Source organism: Peribacillus sp. BM1 (assembly GCF_056679975.1).
The window spans coordinates 271,195-283,541 of the sequence record NZ_CM155259.1 but is presented as its reverse complement, the minus strand read 5'-3'; the positions used below and the strand labels follow the sequence as shown (position 1 = coordinate 283,541).

The window sequence follows — 12,347 nt, the reverse complement described above, 5'->3', positions numbered from 1 at the left end:
CTTTCCTCAATGACGGGGAAGGTTTTTATGTTTTTCGGGAACACTGATGAACAACGCTGAGAAGATCTGCATCTATTATAGAAACCGATAAGGGAACGAGCTCCGTCAAAACAAAAAAGGTGAATGAGATGGATGGGGTAAAAGCCTCCGTTTGCGTACCTAACACATAATTTCAATAATTAGGAGGAATTAAGATGTCAACAAAACGTCGTCTTTTTACTTCTGAGTCTGTTACAGAAGGCCATCCGGATAAGATTTGTGATCAGATTTCAGATTCAATTTTAGATGCTATCCTGGAAAAGGATGCAAACGCGCGTGTTGCGTGTGAAACTTCGGTAACTACTGGTCTTGTACTAGTAGCTGGTGAAATCACAACTTCCGCATATGTAGACATTCCGCGTATTGTTCGCGATACTATTGCTGGGATTGGTTATACCCGTGCGAAATTCGGCTTTGATGCTGAGACATGCGCTGTTTTAAGTTCAATTGATGAGCAATCAGCAGATATCGCTTTAGGTGTTGATCAAGCACTTGAATCACGTGAAGGTACAATGAGCGATGCTGAAATCGAAGCAATCGGTGCAGGGGACCAAGGTTTAATGTTTGGATTTGCTTGTAATGAAACAGAAGAGCTTATGCCACTTCCGATTTCATTGGCTCACAAACTTTCCCACCGTTTGACTGCTGTTCGTAAAGACGGCACATTAGCTTACTTGCGCCCAGATGGAAAAACGCAAGTAACGATCGAATACGATGAGAACAATCAACCGGCTCGTGTTGATACAATTGTTATCTCTACACAGCATGACGAAGACACTACGCTAGAGCAAATTCAAGCTGACCTGAAAGAACACGTGATTAAAGCAGTTGTTCCAGCTGAATTGATCGATGCTGAAACAAAGTACTTCATTAATCCAACAGGCCGCTTCGTTATTGGTGGACCTCAAGGAGATGCGGGTCTTACAGGACGTAAGATTATCGTTGACACATACGGCGGGTACGCTCGTCACGGCGGTGGCGCATTCTCAGGTAAGGATGCAACGAAGGTGGACCGCTCTGCAGCCTATGCGGCTCGTTATGTTGCGAAAAACATCGTAGCAGCTGGTCTTGCTGATAAAGCGGAAGTTCAATTGGCTTATGCAATCGGTGTAGCGAAACCAGTGTCAATTGCGATCGATACATTCGGAACAGGAACAGTATCTGAAGATGTATTAGTAGACTTAGTTCGTGCTAACTTCGACCTTCGTCCTGCTGGTATTATCAAAATGCTTGACCTGCGCCGCCCAATTTACAAGCAAACAGCAGCATACGGACATTTCGGCCGTACAGACGTTGATCTTCCTTGGGAACGTACAGACAAAGCAGCAACATTGAAAGAACAAGCTCAATAATAGTAAAAAGAGGAATCCACATTGTGGGTTTCTTTTTTTGTATGGGGAATCTGAAACACAATTCCTGAGATTGGTGGGTAAATTAGGAGAAGTGGTGAGTAAATGGGAAGGAGAACCTCGAGAGCTGTTGGATCATAGACTAATTCTAGAGAGGCAACTTTGCTTGGACATAAATATAAAATAAAAACGACTCCAGTGCTTAGAGTCGTTGAAATAAGATTTTTTATTCTTCAATCTGTTTCTCATTCTTGTAGTACTGTCCTTTTTCAGCGTATTCGCGGACGATGCGTTCCATGTCTTTCCGGTCTGCATCGTTCAGCTCACGCACGACTTTGGCGGGACGTCCGAAAGCGAGTGTATTTGGTGGAATCACTTTCCCTTGCGGCACGAGACTACCAGCACCAATGAAAGCTCCTTCGCCAATTTCTGCTTCATCAAGAATGATTGACCCCATTCCGATAAGTGCTCCTTTGCGGATTTTGCAGCTATGTAGGGTGACCTGATGACCGACTGTGACTTCATCTTCAATGATGAGCGGGTTGTTCGGGCTTTGATGAAGAACACTGTTGTCTTGAATATTTACTTTGTTTCCAATGATTGTTGGAGCTACGTCCCCACGAATCACAGAATTGAACCAGATGGTTGACTCTTCGCCAATTTTTACATCGCCCGTTACAACAGCGTTATCGGCGAGGTAGGCACTGGCTGATATTTCCGGTTTTTTTCCTTTATAAGCGTAAAGAATCATCTTTGAACCATATCCTTTCCGTTTAGATGTTTTTTAGGTATTATTTTTACTATACAATAATCTGCGATATTTCGTTATAATAAGGTTCACACATCATGCCAGAAGACTTGATAATTGTTTGTACATTTAATTTAAGATGAGGGTATGATAGTCTGTTGATCCGGGATAAAATAAAGAATAGCAAAGTGTAAATGAAGATTTAGCAACTAGAGATATAGTAGGAGGAGATTTTCATATGTGGAAATGGGAGGCAGACGTTACCCCAAAAGGAGTCATCGTCATCGTTCATGGTGCCATGGAGCATCACGGGCGTTATAAATGGCTATCGCAAATGTGGCGGTCCGCCGGTTACCATGTGATTATGGGAGATCTTCCAGGACAGGGTATGACAACCCGTGCATTTAGAGGACATATTGAATCTTTTGATCAATATTTAATAGAAGTAAAAAGCTGGATTGAGGAAGCGTATCAATATTCACTGCCCGTTTTTTTACTCGGACATAGTATGGGCGGATTAATTGCGATCCGATTACTTCAGCAGGAAGAAGTGGATTTGGCCGGGGTCATTCTCTCGTCCCCTTGTTTAGGTTTAGTGAAACACCCATCCAAGCTAATGACTGCAATTTCGTTAGGGTTGAATGTTACGTATCCGACCTTCCGAGTGGAATCTGGCTTATCACCTGAGCTTGCCACTAGAAATGAGGAAGTAAGGGAGTCAGACTTAAACGATTCGCTATACGTGACGAAAGTTTCGGTCAGATGGTACCGCGAACTTACGAAAAACATGAAAGAAGCCTTTGAAGATATTCCTGAATTTCAGGATATTCCGCTTTTGCTCATGCAGGGTGGCGATGACCGAGTCGTCGATAAACGCCCAGTTCGTGAATGGTTTAATTATAATCTTTGCAGTGAAAAACAATACAAAGAATGGCCGCATTTATATCATGAAATATTTAATGAACCGGAGCGCGATGATGTATTTCAATATGCGCTAGGTTTTGTGGAAACGAGATTAAAGACGCTCGGGTATGTCCTTTAATCTATGGGAAAAGAAAGGGGTTTCCTAAACATCGTTTATCTCATGAAGACATGACCGATTAAACGATGTTTCGAATGTGAGGTCAGACTGTTTGGGATAACCTCCTTGTCTTGTTTGTTTTGGAAGAATACAAAGAATTAGGAGTTTGAGTAACTATGGAAAACGCCGAATATTGGATCGGAAACTTAGCGATGACCCCCCATAAAGAAGGAGGATATTTTAAAGAAATGCTCCGGTCAGAGGGAGAAATAGTCACGGAAACTACTAAAAAAAGACCGTATTATACAAGCATTTATTTCTTACTCCGTAGTGGAAACCCATCTCATTTTCATCGCTTGAAATCTGATGAAGTATGGTATTTTCATACTGGGGATCCCTTGAATATACATATCATCCATCCGAATGGAGAGTACGAAATAGTGAGACTTGGTCTTAATGTGGGACAGGGGGAAGTTTTGCAAGCCGTTGTTCCAAAGGGAGCTATATTTGGGTCAGACGTAGCTGAGACTGCAGATTATTCACTAGTAAGTTGCATGGTCTCCCCTGGGTTTGATTATCAAGATTTCGAGTTATTTACGCAGCGTGAGTTACTAGAAGACTACCCTAGCCATGAACAAATCATAAAGAAACTGGCTTATGAAGAGTTACCAGAATAAGATGTGAACGAGGTTGGTTTTAATCGTGCCAACCTCGTTTTTTATCCCGTTTGTACTGGTCCCATCCATCTAGTTTTACCTGATTCGTGTAAACCCAAGATACCTTGTGCCTTGAAATTGCAAATCACCAATGTCGCTCTCTATCAGCTGACCATATTCAAGGTTCTTCACATGGAATTCAATTCGATCCCCGCTCTCAACTTCAAATGTGATGTAGTAATGATTATATGCGCGCGTTTCTCCTCCACCATGTATGCTTGTTCTTTTTGCAACAACCTTAGCTCGGACCGTTAATTTAGGGGCATCGTTATTGCTACTCCAAGTCGAAACCCCCTTAATCACTGCAAAAACTATAATTCCGAAAATAATAACAAAAGCAACTATAAATAAAATTGGTCCGACTCGAAACACAATGTCACCTGGTGCTTCATACATGTTGATCTCTCCTTTTTGTATTACTTTTTATATACGATGGCGGGCGATGGGAGTTTCGGAAATATGGAAATCTCCCATAAATAAAGTGCCAGACCTTACACAATATTAGAGTGTGGGGTCTGGCACTTTAGGGGGACTCTCATCCTTTAAGATTTTACTTTATTTTTTCAATCGCAACAATAAACGGCGGCTGATTCACCTGATTGATGAATCCGTATTGTAGAACATGAGCTTTGTCCTGGGGGAGCGACGTGGCATAATCTAGTACGGCGTCTCGTTCAATCGCTCCGCCTATGTGTCTGTGATAGATAACTAGGACGATGACTCCTTTAGGTGCCATGATTTCAAGTAGTTGTTCAATCGCAGCAATGGTCGACTCGGCAGCGGTGACAATTGATTTGTCGCCACCTGGAAGATACCCCAAATTAAAGATAGCAGCTTTAATTTGTCCATACTGTTGCTCTGACACATATGCTTTTACATGCTCATGCCCTGTTTGGATAAGCGTACACTGTTGCAGTAGATCTTCTTCTCGTAATTTCTCCGTCGTATTCACAATCGCTTCCTTTTGAATATCGAATCCGTACACATGTCCAGTTTTACCAACGATATTCGCAAGATGTGCTGTATCATGTCCGTTGCCACAAGTCCCATCGATTGCAATATCTCCTGGTTCAAGTGCCGTCTGAAGCAGAAACCGAGCGAAGGGAAGAATCTTCATAAGTTTCACCGTTTTTCACTTCCGTTGTCATAGTAAAATTTATTTAGGCATTTCTGAGCTATACACCAAATCTGCGTCAAATTTAGGATTTATGCGTCAAACTTCGAAAATATGTGTCAACTTCCGGTTTTATGCGCCAAATATGAAAAATATACGTCAAATCCTAAATTTATGCGTCAAATCCGTTCTGATAAAGTTTCCCCTGCCAGCTATCCCGGCGTTTTAGCTCTGCATCAATCGAGTTTAGTACATCCCATTTATTCACGCTCCACATTGGCCCAATCATCAAATCGATCGGACCGTCACCAGTAATTCTGTGAACGATCATTTCCGGAGGGAGTATCTCCAACTGGTCGACAACAAGGTTCACATAATCTTCTTGTGTTAAAAATTCGAGCATCCCTTTTTCATATTGTTTGACCATTGGCGTTCCTTTAAGTAGATGAAGTAAGTGTATCTTGATGCCTTGAACGTCCAATTTTGCTACTTCGCGAGTTGTTTCCATCATCATGTCATAGCTTTCAAGTGGTAGTCCGTTAATGATGTGCGAACAAACGCGAATCCCACGTTTTCTAAGCTTAGCGACGCCTTCTTGATACATTTTGTAATCATGGGCTCGGTTAATAAGTAACGCTGTTCGTTCATGGACAGTTTGCAGCCCAAGCTCAACCCATAAATAGGTTCGTTCATTCAGCTCGGCTAAATAGTCGACAACATCGTCAGGAAGGCAATCTGGTCTGGTCGCGATGGATAATCCGACGACATCCTCCTGATCCAGCACGCTTTCGTATTTTGCCCGTAATTCACTAACAGGGGCGTGGGTGTTCGTATACGCTTGGAAGTAGGCCATATATTTGCCATCTTTCCACTTTTGATGCATTTTTTCACTGATTTTCTTAAATTGAACATCGAGCGGCTCAACCCGATCTCCGGCGAAATCACCTGAACCCGCTGCACTACAAAATGTGCAACCGCCATATGCAACTGTGCCATCACGGTTTGGGCAGTCAAAACCGCCATCCAGTGCTACTTTAAAAACTTTATGACCAAAATGCTTTCGCAAATGATAATTCCAAGTATGATATCGTTTATTGTCCATAGCATACATAAATGGCTTTGTTTGATTCAAATCAAAAACCTCCTAAAGCTAAGCTTTGCTTATTATACTACAGACGAGCGCTTCGAAAAGAGGAAACGGAGTAGTGATGTAGTTTTGTAGCCAAATTACTTAGAAAATAGTGAGGTTCTTGGCTCCTCTCAATAGTGCGCCATTTCCTGCCATTCATCTCTCCATTTGTTTTTAGCGGGATATCTTTTTCCTACAGCGCATATATTCAATAGAGAAAATAATGTGAGGTGTAGAAATGGATCAACAACGAGAGAGGTTTACGCCGATAAAATCGTATGTTCCTTTTCGCGGTTTATTCGATCCTTGTCCGCCAATCGGAGAAAAGTATTACAGTACGCCACCTAATTTGTATTTAGGTTTTCAACCACCAAATCTTGAACAGTTCACACCGCAAGAGGCTTTGAGAAAGGGGACGCTTTGGAAGGTCTTCTACGATTATTATGACAATCCTTATAAGCGAGGAGGAGATAGCGGTCATGGCTAATACGATGCCGATTGAGTATTATCAGCAATTAGAGGAGATCCAAGCCATCGATTTTGTCATTGATGAATTGGTACTATACCTAGATACACATCCTACAGATCAGAATGCGATTCAACAATATAATCACTTTGCCTTGTACAGCAAACAAATCAAACAGAAATTTGAAGAGTCCTTTGGTCCTTTACAGAAAGGAAGTGTGAATACTCAGCAGGATTACTGGGCATGGAGCGGACCCTGGCCATGGCAAGTTTAAGCAGAAAACATATATAAGCATCTGTTTCAAAGTCCTACGATGGAAAAAGTTCAAGTATTAGAATTGCATTACCTAATGAAGGTGGGGGCTGCGCTGATCGTATGAAGCCCCGCTCCTTTTCCACAGAGAGGTGGGAATATCATGTGGATTTATGAAAAAAAACTACAATATCCAGTGAAAGTAAGTACGTGTAACCCAACGCTTGCCAAATATTTAATGGAACAATATGGCGGGGCAGATGGTGAGCTTGCTGCTGCTCTCCGTTACTTAAATCAGCGGTATACGATTCCTGATAAAGTGATTGGACTATTAACAGACATTGGTACAGAGGAATTTGCCCATCTGGAAATGATTGCAACGATGATTTATAAACTAACGAAGGACGCGAAACCTCAAGCATTAAAGGAAGCGGGTCTTGGGGAGCATTATGTAGCTCATGATAGCGCGCTATTCTATAATAACGCAGCAGGAGTCCCATTCTCTGCTACATATTTCCAAGCAAAAGGAGACCCGATTGCGGATCTCTATGAGGATATAGCAGCCGAAGAGAAGGCAAGAGCCACCTATCAATGGATCATTGATATGTCTGATGATACAGATTTAAATGACTCCTTACGTTATTTGCGAGAAAGAGAAATCGTTCATTCCCAGCGGTTTAGAGAAGCGGTAGAAATATTAAAAGATGAAAGAGATCGCCAGAAGATTTTTTAAGAAAAAAAGACGATTCTTCTATATGAAGGGTCGTCTTTTTTATTTTATAGTACCTATATATCAGTGAAGAGTATTGCTATGGTGTTCATATGATAAGGTTCAGAAACGTTTTAAATGGCTCTGGCCCTTTTATTATCGACTAACCTCTAGGTAGAACAAACAGACTTTTAAGAATTTAATTGACATTTTAAATATTTAGTTATATAGTGAAGGACATAAAATTATATATCGATAATTTCTTATCAAGAGATGTGGAGGGACTTGGCCCTGTGATACCTCGGCAACAGGTTTTTACTTTTGTAAAAATACTGTGCTAATTCCAACAGACGAAAGTTTGATAGATAAGAAGAAGCCTTTGCTAGATAATTCATAGAAGTGTAATCTTTTATTTGTCTAAGTAAGCCTCTTCTGTCTAATGATGGAGGAGGCTTTTTCGTGTTACAACTTATAATAGGAACAACATGGGGGAGAGCAGATGATTGAATTTCAGAATGTGAAAAAGATGTATGAATCGAAGAAACAAACCGTTGAAGCTTTGAAAGGGATCGATTTAGTCGTTGAGAAAGGCGATATTTTCGGCGTTGTTGGCTACAGTGGTGCTGGTAAAAGTACGCTGATCCGATTAGTTAATTTACTAGAGCGTCCGTCAGAAGGGCGAATTTTGGTAAATGGCAAAGAATTGACCTCGTTAAAGCCGAAAGATGTACGGGCGGAGAAGAAGAAAATCGGCATGATTTTTCAACATTTCAATTTACTTAACTCAAAGACGGTTTTTGATAATGTTGCAATGCCGCTTATCTTATCGGGTACCCCTGCAAAAGAAATTCATACCCGGGTAAATGAATTATTGGAATTTGTCGGCCTTTTGGGGAAGGCGAAAAATTATCCAGAGCAATTATCTGGTGGTCAAAAACAGCGAATCGGCATTGCGCGGGCCCTAGCAACTAATCCTTCGATTCTGTTATGCGATGAAGCAACATCAGCGCTCGATCCTCAAACGACAAGTGCCGTTTTGCAACTGTTAAAGAAAGTAAACCGGGAATACAACATCACGATCTTGTTGATTACCCATGAAATGTCGGTTATTCGTGAAATTTGTAATAAAGTGGCAGTTATGGAAGGCGGTAGGATTGTTGAGCAAGGTTCTGTGTTTGACGTATTTGCTAAGCCGCAAACAGAGATTGCCCAAAACTTTGTCCGAACAGTAATTCATGATGAAATTCCGCAAAGCTATAAAAGCCAGGTGGAAGGGAATCCGATTATCTGGAAAATTAATTTTATTGGGGTGAATTCAAGCAAACCATTATTATCTACAATCGCAAAAAAATTTGATGTCGATTTAAATGTGTTATCGGCGAACATTTCCGAAATTCAGGAAACGCCGTTTGGTAATTTAATTATGGAAGTGACTGGAAACGAGATTGAAATCAAGAAAGCATTCGACTTTATTCAAGCAGAAAATATTCTCGTGCAGGAGGTGAGTATACATGAATAACACATTATGGGGCATGGAAATTACTACGGAGCAACTGTTAACTGGCTTTGGTGATACGCTTTATATGGTTGCCTTCTCTCTCTTATTTTCAGTTGTGATAGGACTTCCACTGGGAATCTTACTCGTCATAACTAGGAATGGTCATATTTTGGAGAATAAGTGGGTGTTCAATGTTTTGAACCCAGTTATTAATATTTTAAGATCTATTCCATTCATTATTTTACTAGTTGCACTGATTCCATTTACTAGATTAGTAGTCGGTACGGCAATTGGAACAAATGCAGCGATCGTTCCCTTGATTTTTTATGCGGCGCCTTATATTGCGCGACTAATAGAAAATTCCCTTTTAGAAGTAGATAAAGGAATTATTGAAGCGGCAGAAGCAATGGGAGCGACGACATGGCAAATTATTTTTCGCTTTTTAATTCCAGAAGGACTTAGCTCATTGGTACTTACGTTTACAACAGCAACAATCGGTCTTGTCGGTGCTTCAGCGATGGCTGGTGCGGTTGGAGCGGGTGGAGTTGGTGACCTGGCTTTAAGTTATGGGTATCAACGGTTCGATACGATGACGATGATTGTCACTGTAGCAGCGCTTGTAGTTATCGTTCAATTACTGCAATCAACTGGAAATATCGTGTCCAAAAAAATCAGAAGAAGATAATTGGGGGAATAAAAGATGAAAAAATTATTAATTGCAATCTTAATACTAACACTTGCTGTTTTGACGGCATGCGGAAATAGTGATGAAAAAGGCAGTGCAGACAGCGAAAAAACAGTGAAAGTTGGCGTAAGCAGTGGGGATACAAGAATATGGGATTATATTGTTGGCATCGCTAAAGAAGAAGGGTTAAATATCGAGCTCGTTAAATTTAATGATTATATCCAGCCGAATCTTGCATTAGCTGAAGGAGAAATTGATGCCAATTCTTTTCAAACGGTTTCTTATTTTGACGAATTTGTTAAAAAGCAAAAGGTCGATTTAGAAGCAATTGGTTCTACGGTTATTGCCCCGATGGCGATTTATTCAAAAGAATATAAGAAGCTTGAAGATCTGCCAGACGGAGCGACGATTGCCTTACCTAATGAAGGAACAAACTTTGGACGTGCCTTATTACTTTTACAAGAAGCGGGTATGATCACGTTAGTTGAAGATTTTGATGGCAATGGTTCGTTAAATAAAATTGCAACCAATCCGAAGAATTTGAAGTTTGAAGCAGTAGCTGCTGGAAATACACCGCGTTTCTTAGATGATGTGGACGCGTCGATTATTAATAATAACTTTGCTATGGAGGCAGGTCTAAAACTAGATGAATCCTTATTCCATGAAAGTGCAACAGCTAAACCATACATTAATATTATTGCTGTGAAAAAAGGGAATGCAGACCGTCCAGAACTACAGAAGTTAGTTGAACTCTATCAATCAGAAAAAGTTGAGCAATTCATTAACGAAACGTTTAAAGGAAGCTCCATTCCGGCATATGTTTCGGTGGACGAATTAGTCAATTATAAAGAGGCATGGTCTAACCCTGCTGCTAAATAAACGGATCAAAACAGGGGAGAAGTCTGATAGAGATAACAAAAACTTATCAGGCTTCTTTTTTATATTTGAAGAGAGAAGGGAGCACGAAACTGTGACTATTGTTAAAGAAGTTCACTTACAGATCATTGAAGAAGATCTTGTACTACATGCAAATACGTACGTTGAAACAAGTCAAAGGATTCATGCAAATCCAGAAATCGGCAACCAAGAATATTTTGCTTCTAATACGCTTACGGCTTTACTTATTAAAGCGGGCTTTGATGTGGAGCGCGATATTGCTGGTCATGAGACAGGTTTTATTGCGAGAAAAAAATCAGGCAAAGAAGGTCCAGTAATTGCTTTTCTAGCTGAGTATGATGCATTGCCAGGGCTCGGTCATGCTTGCGGTCATAATATCATTGGCACAACAAGTGTGGCGGCTGGAATTTCACTTGCAAAGGTTCTCGAAGAAACAGGTGGGGAAGTGATTGTATTTGGCACCCCTGCAGAGGAAGGTGGGCCAAATGGAAGTGCAAAAGGAAGCTATGTCAAACAAGGATTGTTTGATGGTGTCGATGCAGCTATCATTATCCATCCGTCAGGACAAACTGGCGTGACAAGCCCTTTTCTTGCTGTCGATCCGCTTGAATTTCATTTTTACGGAAAATCAGCCCATGCAGCGGCTTCACCGGATCAAGGAATCAATGCGCTCGATAGCGTCATTCAATTGTTTAATGGCATTGGTGCTCTCAGGCAGCAATTGCCCTCCGATGTAAAAATTCATGGCATTATTACAAACGGTGGCGATGCCCCCAATATTATCCCTGAATATGCATCAGCCCGCTTCTTTATTCGGGCTGAAACGTGGAAAAAGTGCGAGAACGTATCTGAAAAAATTCAAAATATCGCTAAAGGTGCAGCCCTTTCGACTGGCAGCACCGTCAAAATTGAACGATTTCAAAATGAAATTTTTAATTTTATCATCAACCCGGTTTTAGATGACTTATTGGCAGAAGAGTTAACCCAATTGGGAGAGACGGTAATTCCTCGAAAAACAACTGGGTATGGCTCAACAGACGCTGGAAATGTCAGCCATGTTGTGCCGACTGCTCATCCGTTTATTAAAATTGGCCCGGATGATCTAATTGCTCACACCAATGAATTCCGTGAATGTGCGAAGTCAGATCAGGGGAATCGTGCCATCCTTACCGGTGCTAAAGCTTTGGCATTTGCCGGGTACAAGCTCCTTACCAATCAAGAATTACTGAACAAAGTAAAAGTTGCTTTTCTTGAAGCAAAGCAACAAGAGCAAGCATAAATCTGAAACGGAAAGGAAGTTCCATTTTATAAATAGTTGTTTTAAAATTCACACTTGATTAATTGGTTTAATCGGAATAATATAAATACAAGTAGACCTTTTATTTGTGTTTACTACTAGACCACTAGAGACTTTGCTCCTTAGCTGTATATATGCAAGGAGTCAAAGTCTTTTATCATTTCAGGCGAGAAGACTCCCACTTCAAATTTTGTATGAAATTAAGTGGTGGATAGCTGGATATTCAATCGCTGTTTGCATAGATAAACGGGTATATGTCCTAAAAAGCTAGAATATGAGAATTTTAGGAAATTATATGTCTAGAAAAGAACAGACGATTTAGATAGTAATGCAAAAAGGGAAGGCGTAATACGTAATATGGATATTTTATCCAAAATCACTTCGCCGAAAATGATGAATCCGCATTGGCTTTCTAAACGCTATAAGA

At 40.8% G+C, this 12,347-nt stretch carries 14 protein-coding genes and 1 riboswitch; of the genes, 10 read left to right on the top strand and 4 right to left on the bottom strand.

The features are described from left to right. Positions 1-194: 194 nt before the first annotated feature. A complete protein-coding gene (metK, locus tag AC1MGI_RS01365) occupies positions 195-1,391 on the top strand; it encodes a methionine adenosyltransferase (RefSeq protein WP_062175776.1) in 1,197 nt (398 codons plus the stop codon). Positions 1,392-1,614: 223 nt separating this feature from the next. Here the strand turns inward: metK and AC1MGI_RS01360 are convergent, their stop codons facing one another. Beyond that, positions 1,615-2,136, bottom strand: a complete 522-nt coding sequence (locus AC1MGI_RS01360) for a gamma carbonic anhydrase (RefSeq protein WP_480349670.1) — start codon at positions 2,134-2,136, stop codon at positions 1,615-1,617. A 238-nt stretch (positions 2,137-2,374) separates the two neighbouring features. Here AC1MGI_RS01360 and AC1MGI_RS01355 point away from each other — a divergent pair, with 238 nt between their 5' ends. Together AC1MGI_RS01355 and AC1MGI_RS01350 are read left to right on the top strand one after the other, a co-directional pair. Then, positions 2,375-3,178, top strand: a complete 804-nt coding sequence (locus AC1MGI_RS01355; RefSeq protein ID WP_480347977.1) for an alpha/beta hydrolase — start codon at positions 2,375-2,377, stop codon at positions 3,176-3,178. A 155-nt stretch (positions 3,179-3,333) separates the two neighbouring features. After that, complete coding sequence (locus tag AC1MGI_RS01350) at positions 3,334-3,834, top strand: cupin domain-containing protein (protein ID WP_480347975.1); 501 nt, start codon at positions 3,334-3,336, stop codon at positions 3,832-3,834. Positions 3,835-3,909: 75 nt separating this feature from the next. On the opposite strand, the gene AC1MGI_RS01345 is transcribed toward AC1MGI_RS01350, so the two are convergent. The 3 genes from AC1MGI_RS01345 to mnmL form a co-directional block, all read right to left on the bottom strand. Further along, positions 3,910-4,269 carry a DUF2500 domain-containing protein gene (locus AC1MGI_RS01345; RefSeq protein WP_480347974.1) on the bottom strand — a complete coding sequence of 120 codons (360 nt, stop codon included), beginning with the start codon at positions 4,267-4,269 and terminating at the stop codon, positions 3,910-3,912. A gap of 154 nt (positions 4,270-4,423) precedes the next feature. Beyond that, positions 4,424-4,999, bottom strand: coding sequence for a tRNA 5-(aminomethyl)-2-thiouridylate-methyltransferase MnmM (gene mnmM, locus AC1MGI_RS01340; RefSeq protein WP_480347972.1), 576 nt, complete (start codon positions 4,997-4,999; stop codon positions 4,424-4,426). 160 nt (positions 5,000-5,159) lie between these two features. Continuing rightward, on the bottom strand, positions 5,160-6,119 hold the full coding sequence (gene mnmL, locus AC1MGI_RS01335; RefSeq protein WP_480347970.1) for a tRNA modification radical SAM protein MnmL/YtqA: 960 nt from the start codon (positions 6,117-6,119) through the stop codon (positions 5,160-5,162). A 235-nt stretch (positions 6,120-6,354) separates the two neighbouring features. Here mnmL and AC1MGI_RS01330 point away from each other — a divergent pair, with 235 nt between their 5' ends. From AC1MGI_RS01330 to AC1MGI_RS01300, 7 genes are all read left to right on the top strand, one after another. Next, entirely contained in the window at positions 6,355-6,603 is a 249-nt protein-coding gene (locus AC1MGI_RS01330) for a spore coat associated protein CotJA (protein WP_403067982.1), read from the top strand. After that, on the top strand, positions 6,596-6,856 hold the full coding sequence (locus AC1MGI_RS01325; protein WP_480347969.1) for a spore coat protein CotJB: 261 nt from the start codon (positions 6,596-6,598) through the stop codon (positions 6,854-6,856). The genes AC1MGI_RS01330 and AC1MGI_RS01325 overlap by 8 nt, the downstream gene beginning before the upstream one ends. A 141-nt stretch (positions 6,857-6,997) precedes the next feature. Next, entirely contained in the window at positions 6,998-7,567 is a 570-nt protein-coding gene (locus AC1MGI_RS01320) for a manganese catalase family protein (protein ID WP_480347967.1), read from the top strand. 236 nt (positions 7,568-7,803) lie between these two features. After that, positions 7,804-7,915, top strand: a riboswitch (SAM riboswitch). Between the two features lie 127 nt (positions 7,916-8,042). Beyond that, positions 8,043-9,062, top strand: coding sequence for a methionine ABC transporter ATP-binding protein (locus AC1MGI_RS01315; RefSeq protein ID WP_480347965.1), 1,020 nt, complete (start codon positions 8,043-8,045; stop codon positions 9,060-9,062). 13 nt (positions 9,063-9,075) lie between these two features. Continuing rightward, positions 9,076-9,726, top strand: a complete 651-nt coding sequence (locus tag AC1MGI_RS01310; protein ID WP_480349669.1) for a methionine ABC transporter permease — start codon at positions 9,076-9,078, stop codon at positions 9,724-9,726. Between the two features lie 15 nt (positions 9,727-9,741). Next, positions 9,742-10,605 (top strand): MetQ/NlpA family ABC transporter substrate-binding protein, encoded by an 864-nt coding sequence (locus AC1MGI_RS01305; RefSeq protein ID WP_480347963.1) that lies wholly within the window; start codon positions 9,742-9,744, stop codon positions 10,603-10,605. A gap of 91 nt (positions 10,606-10,696) precedes the next feature. Beyond that, a complete protein-coding gene (locus tag AC1MGI_RS01300; protein ID WP_480347962.1) occupies positions 10,697-11,902 on the top strand; it encodes a M20 family metallopeptidase in 1,206 nt (401 codons plus the stop codon). The last annotated feature ends 445 nt before the right edge of the window (positions 11,903-12,347 follow it).

Bases quoted from the DNA above. Each gene is read 5' to 3' on its own strand.
- metK (WP_062175776.1), top strand. From the start codon at position 195: ATGTCAACAAAACGTCGTCTTTTTACTTCTGAGTCTGTTACAGAAGGC.
- AC1MGI_RS01355 (WP_480347977.1), top strand. From the start codon at position 2,375: ATGTGGAAATGGGAGGCAGACGTTACCCCAAAAGGAGTCATCGTCATC.
- AC1MGI_RS01350 (WP_480347975.1), top strand. From the start codon at position 3,334: ATGGAAAACGCCGAATATTGGATCGGAAACTTAGCGATGACCCCCCAT.
- AC1MGI_RS01345 (WP_480347974.1), bottom strand. From the start codon at position 4,269: ATGTATGAAGCACCAGGTGACATTGTGTTTCGAGTCGGACCAATTTTA.
- AC1MGI_RS01330 (WP_403067982.1), top strand. From the start codon at position 6,355: ATGGATCAACAACGAGAGAGGTTTACGCCGATAAAATCGTATGTTCCT.
- AC1MGI_RS01325 (WP_480347969.1), top strand. From the start codon at position 6,596: ATGGCTAATACGATGCCGATTGAGTATTATCAGCAATTAGAGGAGATC.
- AC1MGI_RS01320 (WP_480347967.1), top strand. From the start codon at position 6,998: ATGTGGATTTATGAAAAAAAACTACAATATCCAGTGAAAGTAAGTACG.
- AC1MGI_RS01315 (WP_480347965.1), top strand. From the start codon at position 8,043: ATGATTGAATTTCAGAATGTGAAAAAGATGTATGAATCGAAGAAACAA.
- AC1MGI_RS01310 (WP_480349669.1), top strand. From the start codon at position 9,076: ATGGAAATTACTACGGAGCAACTGTTAACTGGCTTTGGTGATACGCTT.
- AC1MGI_RS01305 (WP_480347963.1), top strand. From the start codon at position 9,742: ATGAAAAAATTATTAATTGCAATCTTAATACTAACACTTGCTGTTTTG.